12 protein-coding genes and 2 pseudogenes are annotated in these 18,015 nt (G+C 61.2%); 5 read left to right on the top strand and 9 right to left on the bottom strand.

Annotated elements, in window-relative coordinates; genetic code table 11:
* The 3 genes from HLUSI_RS31175 to HLUSI_RS0125900 all read left to right on the top strand — a co-directional run.
* On the top strand, positions 1-513 hold a 513-nt coding region (locus HLUSI_RS31175; RefSeq protein WP_238534083.1), incomplete at its 5' end, for a DUF485 domain-containing protein.
* Positions 510-2,408: a solute symporter family protein gene (locus tag HLUSI_RS0125905; protein ID WP_016836690.1), complete on the top strand. Its 1,899-nt coding sequence runs from the start codon at positions 510-512 to the stop codon at positions 2,406-2,408. The genes HLUSI_RS31175 and HLUSI_RS0125905, both read left to right, overlap by 4 nt.
* A 34-nt stretch (positions 2,409-2,442) precedes the next feature.
* Complete coding sequence (locus HLUSI_RS0125900) at positions 2,443-3,489, top strand: carbon-nitrogen hydrolase family protein (RefSeq protein ID WP_016836689.1); 1,047 nt, start codon at positions 2,443-2,445, stop codon at positions 3,487-3,489.
* A gap of 219 nt (positions 3,490-3,708) precedes the next feature.
* On the opposite strand, the pseudogene HLUSI_RS30795 reads toward HLUSI_RS0125900, so the two are convergent.
* The 4 genes and pseudogenes from HLUSI_RS30795 to HLUSI_RS0125880 all read right to left on the bottom strand — a co-directional run bounded on the left by HLUSI_RS30795 (position 3,709) and on the right by HLUSI_RS0125880 (position 8,230).
* Positions 3,709-4,570: pseudogene (locus tag HLUSI_RS30795) on the bottom strand (L-idonate 5-dehydrogenase).
* A gap of 25 nt (positions 4,571-4,595) precedes the next feature.
* The gene (locus tag HLUSI_RS0125890) at positions 4,596-5,381 is read right to left on the bottom strand and encodes an SDR family NAD(P)-dependent oxidoreductase (protein WP_016836686.1); all 786 of its coding nucleotides are present in this window, start codon (positions 5,379-5,381) and stop codon (positions 4,596-4,598) included.
* 49 nt (positions 5,382-5,430) lie between these two features.
* Positions 5,431-6,839: pseudogene (locus HLUSI_RS30790) on the bottom strand (FGGY family carbohydrate kinase).
* A gap of 38 nt (positions 6,840-6,877) precedes the next feature.
* Entirely contained in the window at positions 6,878-8,230 is a 1,353-nt protein-coding gene (locus HLUSI_RS0125880) for a GntP family permease (RefSeq protein ID WP_016836685.1), read from the bottom strand.
* A 416-nt stretch (positions 8,231-8,646) separates the two neighbouring features.
* Between HLUSI_RS0125880 and gntR the strand changes: the two genes are divergently transcribed.
* Positions 8,647-9,717: an HTH-type transcriptional regulator GntR gene (gene gntR, locus HLUSI_RS0125875; protein ID WP_016836684.1), complete on the top strand. Its 1,071-nt coding sequence runs from the start codon at positions 8,647-8,649 to the stop codon at positions 9,715-9,717.
* 203 nt (positions 9,718-9,920) lie between these two features.
* Positions 9,921-11,696 carry a gamma-glutamyltransferase gene (gene ggt / locus HLUSI_RS0125870; RefSeq protein ID WP_016836683.1) on the top strand — a complete coding sequence of 592 codons (1,776 nt, stop codon included), beginning with the start codon at positions 9,921-9,923 and terminating at the stop codon, positions 11,694-11,696.
* A gap of 104 nt (positions 11,697-11,800) precedes the next feature.
* Here ggt and yjjJ read toward each other — a convergent pair whose 3' ends face one another.
* From yjjJ to yajC, 5 genes are all read right to left on the bottom strand, one after another.
* On the bottom strand, positions 11,801-13,144 hold the full coding sequence (gene yjjJ / locus HLUSI_RS0125865) for a type II toxin-antitoxin system HipA family toxin YjjJ (RefSeq protein ID WP_029364040.1): 1,344 nt from the start codon (positions 13,142-13,144) through the stop codon (positions 11,801-11,803).
* 147 nt (positions 13,145-13,291) lie between these two features.
* Entirely contained in the window at positions 13,292-14,167 is an 876-nt protein-coding gene (tcdA, locus tag HLUSI_RS0125860; RefSeq protein WP_016836680.1) for a tRNA cyclic N6-threonylcarbamoyladenosine(37) synthase TcdA, read from the bottom strand.
* Between the two features lie 82 nt (positions 14,168-14,249).
* Complete coding sequence (gene secF / locus HLUSI_RS0125855) at positions 14,250-15,194, bottom strand: protein translocase subunit SecF (protein ID WP_016836679.1); 945 nt, start codon at positions 15,192-15,194, stop codon at positions 14,250-14,252.
* 87 nt (positions 15,195-15,281) lie between these two features.
* On the bottom strand, positions 15,282-17,192 hold the full coding sequence (gene secD, locus HLUSI_RS0125850) for a protein translocase subunit SecD (protein ID WP_016836678.1): 1,911 nt from the start codon (positions 17,190-17,192) through the stop codon (positions 15,282-15,284).
* Positions 17,193-17,308: 116 nt separating this feature from the next.
* Positions 17,309-17,641: a preprotein translocase subunit YajC gene (gene yajC, locus HLUSI_RS0125845; RefSeq protein ID WP_029364038.1), complete on the bottom strand. Its 333-nt coding sequence runs from the start codon at positions 17,639-17,641 to the stop codon at positions 17,309-17,311.
* Positions 17,642-18,015 lie beyond the last annotated feature (374 nt).

The raw sequence follows: 18,015 nt of genomic DNA, 5'->3' as shown, positions 1-18,015 counted from the left end.
ACCCCTTTTGATTGCGCAATCGCCAGTTTTCTTCCTCAAACCGGACTGCTAACCTTCGTTCGCCAAGTGAGTCCCTCCGGTGCCGCTGCCGGTGCTGCTGCTACTGCAACAGCCCGACGATGTACGGGTATGCGCCGGTTTGGCTTTTTCCGTTTGCTCAACCTTTCAGAGGGCTACATGCAGAACGACAACCTGTCCGACACATGGTCAACCATGTATCGCAATCCGCAATTCCATGCGGTTTCCCGCCAACGCAGAACGGTGGTCCTGACGCTCTTCATCGTCGGCACGCTGTTCTACTTTTCCATTCCGGCCATCACGACTTTTTATCCGTCGATCTTCCACGCCCGGCTATTCGGCGTGGTCAACATCGGCCTGGCTTACGGCCTGCTGCAATATCCCATCGGCGGCCTGATCGCCTATGTCTACGCCGTCAACATGCGCAAGCTGGACCTGGAAGTGGCGCGGATGGCAGCCCTACCTTTACCTCAACCCCGAAAGGAATCGGCATGACTTCCTTGCTGAACACCAAACGCGCACTGACATTGGTGCCGGCCATGACGCTGTTCCTGGCCTCCAGCGCCGTCTGCGCCCAGACCAAGGTCCTGGTCGGCGACGATTTCCTGGGAATGACCATGGCGATCTTTGCGATTTTCTTCGGTGCGACCCTGCTCATCACTTACCTGGCCGCGAAACGCAACCGCACCGCGACCGATTACTACACGGCCGGCGGCGGCATCGGCCCCATCCGCAACGGCCTCGCCATTGCCGGCGACTATCTTTCCGCCGCCGCCTTCCTCGGTGTTTCAGGATTGATCGCCCTGTACGGCTATGATGGCATCGCCTACCTCATCGGTTTCTTCGTGGCCTTCATCCCGGTGCTCCTGCTGGTGGCCGAACCCTGTCGCAATCTCGGCCGCTACACGCTCGGCGATGTACTGGCCTACCGCAACAGCTTTCGCAGCACCAAGGTGGCGGCCGCGGTGTCCAGCATCATCGTGGCGGTGTTTTACATGGTGCCGCAGATCGTCGGCGGCGCCGTCATCCTGCGCGCCCTGATCGGCATTCCCTATGAAATTTCGGTATTGGCGGTCGGCATCCTGATGCTGACCTATGTCGTGTTCGGCGGTATGCGCGCAACCACCTCGGTGCAAGTCATCAAGGCCATCCTGCTGATCTCTTCGTGCTTCGTACTGGTGATCCTGTCGTGGGCGCCATTCGGGTTCAACGTATCCGAGTTCTTTGTATCCCTGACCCGCAACCCGCTGCTGCAATCGTACGTCAGCGAGACCTTGCTCAAGGGCTCTCAGGCGCTAGGCATGCAGGAAGCCGGACAACGCTTCCTCGAGTCGGGCCTGTACCTGAAGAATCCGCTGGAACAATTGTCGCTGGGGCTGGCACTGGTGCTCGGCACTGCCGCCATGCCGCACATCCTGATGCGCTTCTTCACAGTCCCTGACGCCAAGACGGCGCGCAGCTCGGTACTGTGGGCGATGCTGGCCATCGGCGTATGCCATCTGCTGATCGTGTTCATCGGCTTCGCCGCCGCTCACTATGTCGGCGCCAAGGCCATCGTCGTGCTCGACAAAGGCGGCAACCTTGCCGCACCGATGCTGGCCCAGTTCCTGGGCGGCGGCGCCGACAGCCTGGCGGGCAATTTCATGCTGGCGTTCGTGGCGGCCGTGGCCTTTGCCACCATCGTGGCGGTGGTGGCGGGACTGACCCTGGCGGCAGCTTCTGCACTGGCGCATGACGTCTACGTCGGCGCCATTCGCAACGGCCGCGCAACCGAGCAGGAACAAGTACGTGCCGCCCGCGTGGCGACGCTGATGATGGCGGTGATTTGCGTCGTCTGCGGGATCCTCGCCAAGGGACAGAACGTCGCCCACCTGGTCGGGTTGGGCTATGCGGTGGCGGCGTCCGCCAACTTGCCGGCGCTGCTGATGACCCTGTACTGGAAACGCTGCAGCACCGCCGGCGTGCTGGCGGGCGTGATCGGCGGCACTACGCTGTCCATTGTGCTGGTGCTGGTGTCGCCCAACATGACCTACCCGCTGCAGCAAAAAGCAGCCGCCCTCGCCACCATCACTGCGTTGGACGCACGCATTGCCGAGGCCGAAACAAGTTCGGCAGGCGTGACGGCGGAAGCGCGCGACAAACTGCACAAAGACAGAGCAAGCGCGGCCGCACAAGCCGCAGGTATCGCCGACGACGCCACCAGCCTGATGGGATTGAAGGCGCCGCTGATCTCCTTGCGCAACCCCGGCATCATTTCCATTCCGGTCGGATTTTTGCTGGTCATCATTTTCTCGCTGCTGATCGCCGACAAACGCGCGATAGCTCGCTGGGAAGAACTCGCGGTGCGTCGCGAAACCGGCATCGGCGTGGAACAGGCCGTCGCCCACTGAATCATTTTTCTTTGCTCAACAAAAGGATCCCATCATGAATCTCCCCACGGTCAAAGTCGCGGCGATGCACGTCGCGCCGGTATATATGGACAGTGCCGCCACGCTGCAAAAGGCCTTGTCCCTGATCGGCGAAGCAGCCGCCAACGGCGCCGAGCTGATCGTCTTCCCTGAATCCTTCATCCCCGGCTTTCCGGTCTGGGCCGCGCTGTGGGCGCCCATCTACAACCACGAATGGTTCAAGAAGATGGTCGCCAACAGCTTGCTCATCGACGGCCCCGAGATGACCGAACTGCGCGCCACCGCCGCGCGTCACAGGGTTTTTGTCTCGATGGGATTCAGTGAGGCGACACCCGTCAGCGTAGGCTGCATCTGGAACTCCAATGTCTTGATCGGCGATGACGGCAGCCTGCTCAACCATCACCGCAAGCTGGTGCCGACGTTCTATGAAAAGATGGTCTGGGCGCCCGGCGACGGTGCCGGGCTGAAAGTCGCCGCGACGCGCATCGGCAAGATCGGCGGCCTCATTTGCGGTGAAAACACCAATCCGCTCGCGCGCTACTCGCTCATCGCCCAGGGTGAACAGATTCACATCTCCAGCTGGCCGCCGATCTGGCCGACCAAGAAACCGGCCAGCGGCGAGAACTTCGACAACGTGGCGGCGAACCGCATCCGCGCCAGCGCCCATTCTTTTGAGGCCAAGGCTTACGGCATCCTGTGCGGAAGCTGCCTGGACCGGAGCGCCTTCGACATGCTGACGGCGGAAGACAAATCCGTGGCGGGTCTGCTGGAACGCACGCCGAAAGCCGCCACTCAGTTCGTCACGCCGACCGGCACGCAAATCGGCGATTCACTGCAAGCCGACGAAGGGATCGCCTATGCCAGCTTCGATCTGTCTGCATGCATCGAACCCAAGCAATTTCACGACGTGGTCGGCTACTACAATCGCTTCGACGTATTCGATCTGGCCGTCAATCGTAAACGCATCCAACCGATTACCTGGGAAGGAGCGGAAGATCTCGTGGCCGACGAGCCCGCAGCAAGAGTGCATTCAACCTTTGCTGCGCCGCTGGTCAGCGACTGACCACCTTGCCGGGATGAAGCATCCGCAACAGCATCGCCGAATGGCGGCGCATTGCGGCGACTGCGGAAAGCTACGGCAAGCGGACCAGCATCGGCAAACAGGCACGTAAAAAATGGCAGGAACCGGACTATCCGGCGCCTGCCATTCTGCGCTGTTGCCACCGTCCTTGCCTGAGTGCCTCGGGCCACGCGTCCTGTCCCGGGAATCCGCGACGCCGCTTCAGTCGAAGCTCAACTGCACCTTCATCATCTTCGAGCGATCGCCTGCTACCTCGAATGCCTCTATCGACTTCTCGAACGGATACGTCGCTGAAATCAACGGCTTCACATCGACCAGCTTCCTGTTCATCAATTCCACCGCCAGCGCGAACTCTTCGTGGAAGCGGAAGGCGCCGCGCCACTCAAGTTCCTTGCCGACCAGCAGGTTGGCCGGGAAATTGATGTCGCCGCCCAGGCCGACCTGCACGATCACCGCACCGGGACGTAGAGTATCGAGCGCACCGCGCAAGGCTTGCTCGTTGCCGCTGGCTTCGAACAGCACGTCGAAAGTACCCTTGTCCTGCGTGAACGCCTTGAGCGCGTCCGCATCCTGCGCGACGTTGATGGCCTGGTCGGCGCCGACTTTCAAGGCGCTTTCCAGGGGCATTTTTGCGACGTCGGTGACGACGATCTGCAAGCGCGCGCTCGATCACGATTTCCTGGCGGAAGGCGCCCTGCACGTGCGGCATGCGCATCGCGCTGCCATAGAAGCGCATGTCGAGACAGTGGTTCTGCTTGCCTTCCTGGCAGAACTTGCACAGGCCGCAAGGATTGCTCGGGCTGATGGAAATACGGGTGCCGGCCTTGATGTCGCCGATGGCCGAACCGATCTCGGCGATCACGCCGGAGACTTCATGGCCGAGCACCATCGGCTCCTTGATGCGCACGGTGCCGAAGCCGCCGTTGTGATAGTAGTGCAGGTCGGAGCCGCAGATGCCGCCGGCTTTGACCTTCACCTTGAGTTGATGCGGCTGCAGTTCTGCGGTCTGCAATTCCTGCACGCGCAGGTCGTGCGGCGCGTGAATGACGATGCCTTGTTGCATGATGTTTTCTCCGCTGTCTTGTTATTTATAAGGTTGCCGTGACGCCGCCGTCGACGTACAGGATGTGGCCGTTGACGAATTTCGATGCGTCGCTGGACAGGAACACCGCCGCGCCGACCAGGTCCTCGACATCGCCCCAGCGGCGCGACGGCGTACGGCCGATCAGCCACTCGGAGAATTTTTCATCGGCGACCAGCGCCATGTTCATCTCGGTCTTGAAGTAGCCCGGGCCGAGGCCGTTGACTTGCAAACCGTATTTTCCCCAGTCGATCGCCATGCCTTTGGTGAACATCTTTACCGCGCCCTTGGTCGCCGTGTACGGCGCGATGTTGGGACGACCGAGCTCGCTCTGCACCGAACAGACGTTGATGATCTTGCCGCGGCCGCGTTTGATCATGCCTTGCGCGACGGCCTTGGCGGTGAAGAAGACGCTGTTGAGATTGGTGCTGATCAGGTCGTTCCAGTCGGATTCCTTGAAGTCTTCCAGCGGCGCCCGGCGCTGGATGCCGGCGTTGTTGAACAGGATGTCGATGGGGCCGATGTCGGCTTCGATCTTCGCCACGGCGGTTTCCACCGAGGCCGACGAGGTCGCGTCGAAAGACGATTCATGAATCGTGTAGCCCTCTTCGCGCAGCGTTGCCGCCACGACGGCGAGCTTGGCGGCGTCGCGGCCGTTGAGCACGATGGATGCCCCGGCAGCCGCCAGGCCGCGCGCCAGCGCCAGGCCGATGCCGCCGCTGGAACCGGTGATCAGCGCGAGCCGGCCGCTCAGCGAAAAACTCTGCAGGCCTGCGGGTAGTGTTGCGGTCATTCTGTCTCCTTGCTTGTTATGTGTGGTCGGATGAATCGATGCATGCAGGCTATTTGATGTCGAGCCGCTGGAATGCCGACAGCGCCCGGTATTCGTCGGCCAGCTTGTGTGGAATCGCCATGAAGATCGGTCGCAGGCGATCGTAGATGGCGACGTTTTGCGGAATCGGCAGATGACGGTTGGTCGAACCGACCATGTCGGAAATGACGTCGAGCGACTTGATCTTGCCGAGCGCCAGCAAGCCCAGCACGGCAGCGCCCAGGCAGGATGATTCGACACTTTGCGGCACCACCACTTCGCGGTTGAAGATGTCGGCCATCATCTGTCGCCACAAGGCCGAACGCGCAAAGCCGCCGGTGGCCATCATGCGTTTGGTCGGGCCGATCAGGTCTTCGACCGCCGGCAGGATGGAGTAGAGATTGAAGATCACGCCTTCGAGCGCGGCGCGGATCATGTGTTCCTTGCGGTGATGCAGCGCCAGACCGAAGAAGGAGCCGCGCAGATCGGCATTCCATAGCGGCGCACGTTCGCCCGACAGATACGGATGGAACAACAGGCCTTCGGCGCCCGGCGCGATATGCTCGGCGATGCGGGTCAAGGCGTCGTAAGGATCGACGCCGTCCTTGCGCGCCTGTTCCGCTTCGGCGGTGGCGAGCTCGTCGCGCACCCAGCGGAAGACATTTCCACCGTTATTGACCGGCCCGCCGACCACCCAATGCCGCTCCGTCAGCGCATAGCAGAAGGTGCGCCCGGAAGCATCGGTCACTGGCCGCTCGACCACCGTGCGCATGGCGCCGGAAGTACCGATGGTGACCGCCACCTGGCCCGGATGAATGGCATTGACGCCGAGGTTGGACAGCACGCCGTCGTTGGCGCCGATGACGAACGGCGTATCTGTGCGCAAGCCGAGCTGTTCAGCGACGGCAGCGTCGAGTCCCTGCAATTGATGCGTGGTCGGCACCGGCTTGGGCAACTGGCGCGCATCGACTTGCAGCAAGGCCAGTGCGCCTTCGTCCCAGTCCAGTTGTTCGAGGTTGAACATGCCGGTGGCGGAGGCGATCGAGTAATCCACCAGCCATTCTCCGAACAGGCGGAACAAGACATATTCCTTGATGCCGACGAAGCGCGCAGCCTGCTTGAAGATGTCGGCTTTTTCGTGGCGCATCCACATCAGCTTGCACAGCGGCGACATCGGATGGATGGGCGTACCGGTGCGGCGGTAGATGGCCTGGCCGTCGAACTCGTTCTTGATGCGTTCGGCCCAGACGCTGGCGCGCCGGCGATCGAGCCCAGCACGGCGTCGAACATCTGCAGCGGATCCTGTTCGGACATGCCCGGCTCGGTGCACAGCACCGGATATTCGACGGCATGCTGGGCCACCACCTGGCCGTCCAGCGTGAACACCACGGTCTTGGTGCTGGTGGTGCCGATATCGACGCCGAGCATGAAGTGCGACATGAGTATTTCCTTTACTGCGGGTCTGAACGTTACGCCGTTCAGACCACCAGATTGAGCAACATGATGAAGACGAGGGCCACCACCGAGATGATGGTTTCCATCGCCGTCCAGGTCTTGAATGTTTCGCCGACGCTCATGTTGAAGTATTCCTTGACCAGCCAGAAGCCGGCGTCATTGACGTGCGACAGGATCAGCGATCCGGCCCCGGTCGCCAGCACCAGCAGCTCGCGATTGGTGCCCGGGATCAGCGTCACCAGCGGCGCCACGATGCCGGCGCCGGTGATCGTCGCCACCGTCGCCGAACCGGTCGCCACGCGGATCACGCCCGCCACGAACCAGGCCAGCAGCAACGGCGAAATCTGCGCATGCACTGCCAGTTGGCCGATCGCGGTGCCGACGCCGCTGTTGACCAGCATCTGCTTGAAGCCGCCGCCGGCGCCGATGATCAGCACGATGGCGGCAGTCGGCGCCAGACTCTGATCAACGAACTTCAACACTTGCTGGCGCGTGAAACCGCGCGCCACGCCAAAAGTGTACAGCGACAGCAGCAGCGCCGCCAGCAAGGCCACGATCGGGTTGCCGATGAAGTCCATCAGGTCGCGCATGGCGTTGCCTTCCGGCAGGGTGACGTCGACCAGGGTCTTCAACAACATCAGGAAGACCGGCGCGAGCACGGTGATGAGGGTGGTGGCAAAGCCAGGCAGCTTGGTCGTCTGCGGCTCACGCACCAGTTGCGCCATCAGTTCTTCGGACGGCTTGATATCGACGTAACGGGAAATGAAAGCGCCGAACATGGGGCCAGCAATGATCACCGTCGGCAGACCTACCAGCAGGCCATAGAAGATGGTCTTGCCGATGTCCGCACCGAAGATACCGATGGCCAGGAGCGGCCCCGGGTGCGGCGGCACCAGGCCGTGCATCACCGACAGGCTGGCCAGCATGGGCATGCCGATCTTGAACAGCGGCACGCCCGAGCGGCGCGCCACGATGAACACCAGCGGGATCAGCAGCACGAAGCCGATTTCAAAGAACAGCGGGATGCCGACCAGGAAGGCGCCGATCATCATGGCCCAGTGCACGCGCTGCTTGCCGAAGGCGCGCACCAGCGTTTGCGCGATCTGGTCGGCGCCGCCCGATTCGGCCATCATCTTGCCGAGCATGGTGCCCAGCCCCAGGACGATGCCGACGAAACCGAGCACGCCGCCGAAGCCGTCCTGGAACGATTTGACGATCTTGACCAGCGGCATGCCGGAGATCAGGCCGAGGAAGCCCGAGGTGATGATCAGTGCGATGAAGGGGTGGATGCGCAGGCGCGTGATCATGACGATCAGCACCACAATCGCCAGGAAGGCGTTCAACAACAGGCTTGCTTCGTTACTCAATCCGAACATGTGGATGTCTCCAGGGTCGATAGCGCACACAGCATGCGGCGGAAGGAAACCGCATCGCCGCGCCGTCAACACCATGCCTGCCATCCGTTGCGGAGTCTTTACATTGTCTCGACGAGGCGTCCCGGTGCATGCAGAACATTGCAAACAAGATTGCATATGCGGCTGCATCGGGACTGCCGTGCCCACTATCTGCGTAGTGTTTATGAAAGGGAATTTTTGTTTTACGCCAAAATGTTAGCGTTAACATCGGCAGCGATGATAACGCTACCAAATTTTGCGTGTCAAATCATTTGTATGAATATCTCGGGACATGGAAAACCCCGGGGAGGCCGATGCGGCGGCGCAGCATGGTTTTGTATGCGTGATTGTCCGGGCGCTGAGGGTATGATGTCGGCAATCGAAATTTCCGTCCCGCCATGAGCAAAACCGCCGCCGCCGAAAAAACCGCCAAGCCAGTCAGATCCGCCGCCAAAACGGCCAAGGGAAGCCGCGCCACCGGCCGCGTCACCATTGTCGACGTCGCCGCCGAAGCACGCGTCAGTCCGATGACCGTGTCGCGCGCACTGAAGTCGCCGGAACTGGTCCAGCAGGAGGCGCGCGACCGCATTGCGGCGGCCATCGGCAAGCTCGGCTACGTGCCCAACCAGGCCGCCAGCACCCTGGCGTCGGCGCGCTCGCAGGTGATCGGCGTGCTGGTGCCGTCGCTGACCAACGCGGTGTTCATCGAGACCCTGAGCGGCATCCGCGACTACCTGTCGCAAGCCGGCTATCAGTTCCTGATCGGTGAAACCGGTTACTCGAAGGAAAAGGAAAGCCGGCTGATTTCCACCTACCTGGCGCACGCGCCCGACGGCTTCCTGCTGTCGAGCTCGGACCAGCACGACATCCTGCGGCGACAGCTGGCGGCTGCGAATATCCCGGCCGTGCGCATGTTCGATCTGGGCAAGAGCAACAGCGACATGTCGGTCGGCTTCTCGCAGACCAAGGCCGGCTACGCGGCGGCGCGCCACCTGATCGAGCGCGGTTATCGCCGCCCCGCTTTCCTGGCGGCGCAGCTCGATCCGCGCATGATGAAACGGCGCGAAGGCTTCCGCAAGGGTCTCAGCGAAGCCGGTCTCGATCCGGACGTGGAAGTGCTGCTGCCGGCGCCGACCACGGTCGACATGGGCGCGCAATTGCTGGCGCGCGTGCTGGAAATCGCGCCCGACTGCGACGCCGTGTTCTGCTGCAACGACGACCTCGCGCTGGGCGCCCTGTTCGAATGCCAGCGGCGCGGCATCAAGGTGCCGCAGCAGATGGCGATCGCCGGCTTCAATGATCTGTCGTGGGCCGCCTGCGCCACGCCGTCGATCACCACCATTGTCACTCCGCGTTACGACATCGGCTACAAGGCGGCGGAGATGTTGATTCGTCAACTCAAGGGCGAACCCGTGGAGAAGGCGCGGCTCGATCTGGGCTTTGAGCTGGCGGTGCGTGAGAGCACCTGAATCCCTGGCGGTACAGCGTATTTCACCAATACGCCGGACTACCCTGCGATTGATGAAGCGCCCTCGACGCCTCGCTCGCAAGCCGGAAATGGGGGAGCAGATTTCTGGATTTTTCTATGGACATCGAACTTCCAGGGACTACAATCGTCTGATGCGAAAGCATGCGTTTCACCATAATTACAGACAACCTCAGGAGAACCCCCATGCGGAAAATCAACGGCTTGTTCAAGCCGGCTTCCATGGCATTGCTGCCGCTCTGCACTTCCCTCGCCTTCCTGCCTGCCCATGCACAGACTGCCGCACCTGCAGCTACACCTGCAGCTGCGCCAGTGGTCAAGTACGACCTGACCTACGACATCATCAGCCCGGTGCAAGCCAGGAACGGCATGGTCGCGTCGGAGCAGGAACTGGCCACCAAGGTCGGCGTGGACATCCTCAAGAAGGGCGGCAATGCCGTCGATGCCGGCGTGGCGGTGGGCTTCGCGCTGGCCGTGGTGCTGCCCAATGCGGGCAACATCGGCGGCGGCGGTTTCATGATGATCCACGATGCCAAGACCGGCAAGAACGTCGCGCTGGACTTCCGCGAGATGGCGCCGGCCAAGGCCAGCCGCGACATGTACCTGGACGACAAGGGCAACGTCGCACCGGGCCGTTCGCTGTACACCCACCTCGCAGTCGGTGTTCCGGGAACGGTCGCGGGCCTGACGCATGCGCTGCAAAAATACGGCACGATGAAGCTGTCCGACGTCATCGCCCCCGCCGTCAAGCTGGCGGAAAAAGGTTATGAAGTCAGCCCCAGCCTGGCGCTGATCCTGGCCGCGGAACGCGACCACCTGGGCCAATGGGATTCGAGCAAGGCGATCTTCTTCAAGGACGGCCGTCCGTTGCAGGCCGGCGAAAAGCTGGTGCAGAAGGACCTCGCCAAATCGCTCAAGCTGATCGGCAAGAAAGGCCCTTCGGTATTTTACGAAGGCGAGATCGGCAAGAAGATCGTCGCCGAAATGGACAAGCACAACGGCCTGATCACCGCCGCCGACCTGAAGAACTACAAGGTCGTCGAACGTGAACCGGTGGTCGGCAATTACCGCGGCTACCAGGTCATGTCGATGCCGCCGCCAAGCTCTGGCGGCATCCACATCATCCAGATGATGAACATCCTGGAGCGCTATCCGCTGAAGCAATACGGCGCCGACAGCGCGCAGACGATTCATCTGATGGCTGAAGCGATGAAGCTGGCGTATGCCGACCGCGCCGAATATCTGGGCGATCCGGATTTCAACAAGGTGCCGGTCAAGGGCCTGACCTCGCGCGCGTATGCCGACGAGCTGGCGAAGAAGATCAATCCTGATCGCGCCACGCCGTCTGCGGAAATCAAGCCGGGCAAGCCGCAGCCTTACGAAAGCGACCAGACCACGCACTTCTCGGTCGCCGACAACAAGGGCAACCTGATCGCCACGACCTACACGCTGAACCTGAACTTCGGCAGCGGCATCGTCGCCGGCGGCACCGGCATCACGCTCAACAACGAGATGGACGACTTCTCGGCCAAGCCGGGCGTGCCGAACGCCTTCGGCCTGGTGGGCGGCGAGGCCAATGCCGTCGGTCCGGCCAAGCGTCCGTTGAGCTCGATGTCGCCAACCTTCGTGCTCAAGGACGGCAAGCCCTTCCTGGTGACCGGCAGCCCTGGCGGGAGCCGCATCATCACGACCACGATGCAGACCATCCTGAACGTGATCGAGCACGACATGAACGTGGCCGAAGCAACCGTCACGCCGCGCGTCCATCATCAATGGGCGCCGGACCAGTTGCGCATCGAAAAAGGCATCAGCGCCGATACGATCAGGATCCTGCAGGACAAGGGTCAGAAGATCAGCGTGCAGCCGTCGATGGGACGCACGCAGACCATCCAGATCAAGGATGGCATGTTCTACGGATATTCGGATCCGCGTAATCCGGACGGACGTACGCTGGGGTTCTGATGCGCGTCTAGCAGCGCTTCATCGTTTCACACAAAAGGCCAATGCAAATGCATTGGCCTTTTTCATTGCGCGGTCCGGAACGGTGAATAGCTAAACCTGCGATGTCAGCCGAGACGCTGCATCTTGTCGCGCGCGCCGTTGACATGCGCCATCAATGCGTCGATGCAAGCGAGGAAATCATTGGAGAATCTTGGTTCGTGCCGGATGCGATCAAGAAAATCGTCGGCGAGTCCCAACGCGCGAACCCAGGTGCCGGCATCCACGCAAGCGCGCAGATTGGCCGGCGCCAGCATATCCGGCAAACCGCCCCCGGAACGCGGCGCAAAAGCCATCGGCAACATGTCGTACGCCGGCGCCAGGCCGTAAGGACGACCATGCTCGCTGGTAAAGGACAGATTGCCGTTATGCATGTCGGTGTTGCCGATCAGCGTCCCGAACGCATACAGCAGCGCGGCGCCGTCGGCAGCCTCGCGTGTGATGTGTCCGTCGGCTGCCAGTCGCGTGGCGATCACCGGCCATGGAGAGCTTGCATCACCGACGAACTCGGCCTCGACTGCCGTCAGCGAAAACACGCCGCGTCGACCCAGTGCGCCAACGCGATCGAACCGTTCGACTTCAAGGAAGCGCTGCCCTCCATGGTCGATGACGGACGAGCCTGCGACGTCGACTCCCGCTGCGGCAAGTGTATTGAGGGCGTGATGCTCGGCCAGCAGCAGATCGCGCCAACGGGCGGTCACGGGATTGACGTCGGGCAGCGAGAACTTGACCAGAACATGCCGCGGACCGTCCGGCGTTTCAGCGAAGGTAAGGAATTTTGGCTGTTCGCCCCCGGCGGAGGATCCGGGAATATCTCCTCTGGCGGCGTCTTGCGCCATCCGCGCGTAGGCCGCGCCTTTGGCATGCATCGCAACCGGTTCGGGCGCCGGCGTTTCCATGAAGCGATCACGCGCTGCATCGCCAAGCAACAGATTGCCCACGGCATCATGACCATGCGCCATCAGCGCTCGCAATACGTCCGTGTCGCTCCATTCGGCAAGTTGAACAGGCAGGCCCAATGTGTTGGCATACCTGGCGGCATAAGCACGTCCGATGAATCCTTGCGGACGCATGTCCAGCAACCACCAGGGCAGGCTATCGCTGTGCAGCATGACGCCATCCGCCTGACGCATCACGAATCCATCCTGGCAAACCGGGATGAGTATTCCCAAATCCCTTATTTTGCCGTCGGCGCCAACGCGATATATGGGAGCATCGCCCAATCCGCGTCGGCCGTCTCGCAAGGCATATTGAATAGATCTTGCGGCGCCAAGACGTATGATTTCACTGCCTATTGCCGAGATGGAACGAGACAGAGTCGGCTGGCTGATCTCAATATTTTCAATGAGTTGCCGAGCATTTTTAACACCTTGAGCCAGCTGGAGCCGGACTTGATCAGTGTGATCCGCCATGAAATTGAATAGATTCTTGAATAGATACTTGAATAGATATATGGATAATTAAATATAGCATGAAATTATCAACATCCACGACTCTTCCTCTACTCCAGCTTCCGTGTTGCTCAACAGGCAGATTCCCTCAGGACTTGTCGTCCTTGCTTATTGGGCGTCGGCGTCAGGCCGCTCCACAATCTTCCTCAACACAAACCCCGCCGCCACCAGTCCAAACGATGCCGTCACCACCATCGCCGATCCGAATCCGGCGCAATTGAGTCCGGTCACGCCGGCATCCTGCTTGCGTCCATCGGCGTCGACGGTGTCCAGCCCATCCGCAGCGTCGTCCGTATCGACCTCGCACACCTCTCCCTCGGGAAAGCGCAGCGGCTCGGTCGAAAACACCGCATCGATGCCGAACTTGTTCTTGGTCCCGCGCGGAAACTTGTGCCACGCGCGCAGGCGCTTGCGCACCTTGGCCAGCAAGGGTTCCTGCTCGGTGCGGCACAGATCGCGGATCTCGATCCTGGTCGGATCGATCTGGCCACCGGCGCCGCCGCTGGTCAGCAGAGGCACCTTGTGCTCGCGGCAATAGGCGATCAGCGCCACCTTGGCGCGCACGTTGTCGATGGCGTCGACGACGTAGTCGAAACGTCCCTCGCCTATCATTTCGGCCACATTGTCGGGTGTCAGGAAGTCTTCGATCTCGGTGACCTGGCAATACGGATTGATCTGCATGATGCGCTCGTGCAGGGCGGTGACCTTGGCCTTGCCCAGCGTGTCGGTCAATGCGTGGATCTGGCGGTTGACGTTGGATTCGGCCAGGTTGTCGAGGTCGATCATGGTGATCTTGCCGATGGCGCTGCGGGCCAGTGCTTCGACGATCCAGGAGCCGACGCCGCCGACGCCGACCACGCAGATATGCGCGGCGCGAAAGCGCGCCAGGCCTTGTGCACCGTACAGGCGGGCGATGCCGCCGAAACGGCGGTCGAAATCGATATCGGCGTCGTTGGCAGCAACGACAGGTTCAAGCTTGGACATGATGGTTATCCAGATAACAAAATAAAACAGGCTGTTTCCTGGGAAACAGCCTGCGGCAGTACAAACCTTACGCGTGGAAAACTTATACCACGGCGCCGTCGGTTTCGTCTTTTGGCTTGGCCGGCTTGATCAGGTCTTCGCGCTTGACGCCCAGCCACATGGCGATGGCGGCGGCGACGAACACCGACGAATAGATACCGAACAAGATGCCGATGGTCAGCGCGACGGCAAAGTAATGCAGCGTCGGGCCGCCGAAGATCAGCATCGACAAGACCATCATTTCAGTGCTGCCGTGGGTGATGATGGTGCGCGAAATGGTGCTGGTGATCGCGTGGTTCAAGACTTCCGGCGCGCTCAGCTTGCCGTAGCGGCGGTCGCGGAATGCTTCGCGCACCCGGTCGAACACCACCACCGATTCATTGACCGAATAGCCCAGCACGGCCAGCACCGCCGCCAGCACCGTGAGCGAGAACTCCCACTGGAAGAAGGCGAAGAAGCCGAGGATGATCACCACGTCATGCAAGTTCGCGATGACGGCGGCGACCGCGAATTTCCATTCGAAGCGGAAGGCCAGGTAGATCACGATGCCGATCACCACCATGCCCAGCGCCATCAGGCCGTCGTGCGCAAGTTCGTCGCCGACCTGCGGGCCGACGAATTCGACACGCTGCAACTGGACGTCGGGATCCTGCGCCTTGAGCGCGGAGATCACCTTCTCGCTTTGCTGTGCCGAGTTGACGCCGTGCTGCGCCGGCAGACGAATCATCACGTCCTGCGCAGTGCCGAAGCTCTGCACCTGCGTATCGGTGAAGCCGAGGCCTTCAACCGACTTGCGGATGTTCTCGATGTTGGCCGCCTTCGGATAGGCGACTTCCATCACCGTGCCGCCGGTGAATTCAATCGAGAAATGCAAGCCGCGCGACAGCAGGAAGAACACTGCCAGCACGAATGTCAGCGCCGAGATGACGTTGAATATCAGCGCATGGCGCATGAAGGGGATATCTTTTTTGATGCGGAAAAATTCCATCACATACCTTTCTGTTCTGCGCCTTGTCCGGTCATCCGGTCAAGGCGCATTGGATCATGTCGATCGCTCTTGTTGGTTCTGCTGCGCTTATTTGGCGTCGGCCGCTTTGCTGTCGGTCTTGGCGCCAGGCTTGCTGCCGGCATCGCCCTGCGGCTTCCAGATCTGGCCGATGGCCAGGCTGGTCAGCTTCTTCTTGCGGCCGTACCACAGGTTGGCCAGGCCGCGCGAGAAGAACACGGCCGAGAACATCGACGTCAGGATGCCCAGGCAGTGAACCACCGCGAAACCGCGGATCGCACCGGAACCGAAGATCAGCAGCGCCAGGCCGGCGATCAGCGTCGTCACGTTGGAGTCGAGGATGGTTGCCCATGCGCGGTCGAAACCAATCGAGATCGCCGCCTGCGGCGAATTGCCGTTGCGCAGTTCTTCGCGGATGCGCTCATTGATCAGCACGTTGGAGTCGATCGCCATACCCAGCGCCAGGGCGATCGCCGCGATCCCGGGCAAGGTCAGCGTGGCTTGCAGCGTCGACAGCACCGCGACCAGCAGCAACACGTTGACCGACAGCGCCAGCGCGCTGAACAGGCCGAACAGCTGGTAGTACACGATCATGAAGACGGCCATCGCGGCGAACCCGTACAGCGTCGCGTCGAAGCCCTTGCGGATATTTTCAGCACCGAGTTGCGGGCCGATGGTGCGTTCTTCGATGATGTCCATCGGTGCGGCCAGCGAACCGGCGCGCAGCAGCAGCGCCAGGTCGCTCGACGATTCGGCCGAACCCATGCCGGTGATCTGGAAGCGCGAGCCGAGTTCGGAGCGGATGGTTGCCACGGTCAGGACTTCGCCCTTGCCTTTTTCGAACAGCACGATGGCCATGGCCTTGCCGACTTTTTCACGGGTGGCGTCGCGCATCTTGCGGCCGCCGTCGCCGTTGAGGTCGATGCTGACCGAAGGCTGGTGGTTTTCGTCGAAGCTGGCGGAGGCGTTGGAGATGTAGTCGCCGGTCAGGACCGGTTCCTTGTACAGCACCACCGGAGCGCCCTTGCCGATCTTGAACAGTTCGGAGCCGAACGGCACGGCGGCGGTTTCTTCGGTGCCGCGGGCAACCGAGTCGTCGACCATGCGCACTTCCAGCGTGGCGGTGCGGCCGATGATGTCCTTGGCGCGCGAGACGTCCTGCACGCCCGGCAACTGGACCACGATGCGGTCGGCGCCCTGGCGCTGGATGATCGGCTCGGCCACGCCGAGTTCGTTGACGCGCTTGGACAGGGTCGAGATGTTTTGCTTGACGCCGTCTTCCTGGGTCTGCTTGAGTGCTTCCGGACGCAGTGTCGCGATCACCTTGAGGTCGTCGCCGCTGCCGCTGTCCGCCAGCGCCAGTTCGGACACGTCGGCAGCCAGGGCGCTCTTGGCCTTGTCGCGGGTGTCGGCGTCGCGGAACAGGATTTCGATACGGTCGCCGTTGCGGTTGATGCCGTTATGGCGGATGTTCTTGTCGCGCAGCACGCTGCGCACACTTGATTGCAGGCCTTGCAGGCGCTTGTTCAGCACCGCCTTGACGTCAACCTGCATCAGAAAGTGCACGCCGCCGCGCAAGTCCAGGCCGAGGTACATCGGGAAGGCATGCAGGCTTTGCAACCATTGCGGCGTGTTCGGCAGCAGGTTGAAGGCGACGATGTAAGTCGGATCGGCAGGATCGGTGTTCAGGTCTTTTTCCAGCAGGGCCTTGGCCTTGAACTGGGTATCGGTATTAGCGAACCGGGCGCGCACGGAAGGCGCGCTGCTGTTGTCGAATGCGACGCTCTCTGGCGCAAGGCTGCCTTGTTGCAAGATCTGTTGCACGCGCTCGGCGACGGCGCTGTCGACCTTGATGGTGGACTTGGCGCTGCTGATCTGCACGGCAGGCGATTCACCGAAGAAGTTGGGCAGCGTATAGAGCGTGCCGAACAGCAAGGCGATGACGATTAAGACGTACTTCCAGAGAGGATAACGATTCATAGTGATTCAGCGTTGATGATGAACGTCCGGATGGACAGGTTCAAAACAAGGGCGCATCCGCTCGCGGCAAGATGCGGCAGAATGCGCCCTGTCAGCCGTAGGGCCGTATTACGGAATTACAGACCCTTGAGGGTGCCCTTGGGCAGCAGCGTGGTGATCGCGGCTTTTTGCACGACGACTTCATTGCCTTCGGATACTTCAACGGTGATGTAGGCATCGCTGACCTTGACGATCTTGCCCAGCAGGCCGCCGGAGGTCACGACTTCGTCACCCTTGGCGAGTGCTTCCATCATGGCCTTTTGTTCTTTTTGACGCTTCATCTGAGGACGGATCATCAGGAAGTACAACACAACGAACATCAGGATGATAGGCAGGAAGCTGGTCAGATTGCCCATCAGGCCGCCTGGGCCTGCAGCAGTAGTTTGTGCAATTGCATCGGTAATAAACACGTGGCGCTCCAAATGGTTGTTTAAAAAATAGCCCCGCATTTTAGCATTGCGCCGGGCGCATACCCCATTCCGCAGCGGCCGAAACAGGTGAAAGCGCCTTCAACGGGGAGAAATAGGCTTGCCGCAAGGAAAAAATTGCCATAACGGCATCGCCAACATGGGGGCGTGGCGTTACATTAACAAGCAAACTTACAAAAATCAGGAGACTGTCTCATACCATGCTGCCCATCAATCCACGTCCCTACCAGGACATCTGCAACGCCTTTCGCTGGGACATTCCCGAGCACTACAATATCGGCATCGACGTCTGCGACAAATGGGCTCTGCGCGAACCCGGCAAATTGGCGCTGATCCACGTCGGCGCCGATGGCGCC

The organism is Herbaspirillum lusitanum P6-12 (genome assembly GCF_000256565.1).
Taxonomy (GTDB): Bacteria; Pseudomonadota; Gammaproteobacteria; order Burkholderiales; family Burkholderiaceae_D; genus Herbaspirillum; species Herbaspirillum lusitanum.
Note: the sequence above shows the minus strand (reverse complement) of the source record. Positions and strands in the feature narration are given on the sequence as shown.

Excerpts from the sequence above, each read along its gene's own strand:
- yjjJ (WP_029364040.1), bottom strand. The coding sequence starts at position 13,144 with ATGGCGGATCACACTGATCAAGTCCGGCTCCAGCTGGCTCAAGGTGTT.
- tcdA (WP_016836680.1), bottom strand. The coding sequence starts at position 14,167 with ATGTCCAAGCTTGAACCTGTCGTTGCTGCCAACGACGCCGATATCGAT.
- gntR (WP_016836684.1), top strand. The coding sequence starts at position 8,647 with ATGAGCAAAACCGCCGCCGCCGAAAAAACCGCCAAGCCAGTCAGATCC.
- HLUSI_RS0125890 (WP_016836686.1), bottom strand. The coding sequence starts at position 5,381 with ATGACCGCAACACTACCCGCAGGCCTGCAGAGTTTTTCGCTGAGCGGC.
- HLUSI_RS0125900 (WP_016836689.1), top strand. The coding sequence starts at position 2,443 with ATGAATCTCCCCACGGTCAAAGTCGCGGCGATGCACGTCGCGCCGGTA.
- HLUSI_RS0125880 (WP_016836685.1), bottom strand. The coding sequence starts at position 8,230 with ATGTTCGGATTGAGTAACGAAGCAAGCCTGTTGTTGAACGCCTTCCTG.
- HLUSI_RS0125905 (WP_016836690.1), top strand. The coding sequence starts at position 510 with ATGACTTCCTTGCTGAACACCAAACGCGCACTGACATTGGTGCCGGCC.
- secF (WP_016836679.1), bottom strand. The coding sequence starts at position 15,194 with ATGGAATTTTTCCGCATCAAAAAAGATATCCCCTTCATGCGCCATGCG.
- ggt (WP_016836683.1), top strand. The coding sequence starts at position 9,921 with ATGCGGAAAATCAACGGCTTGTTCAAGCCGGCTTCCATGGCATTGCTG.
- secD (WP_016836678.1), bottom strand. The coding sequence starts at position 17,192 with ATGAATCGTTATCCTCTCTGGAAGTACGTCTTAATCGTCATCGCCTTG.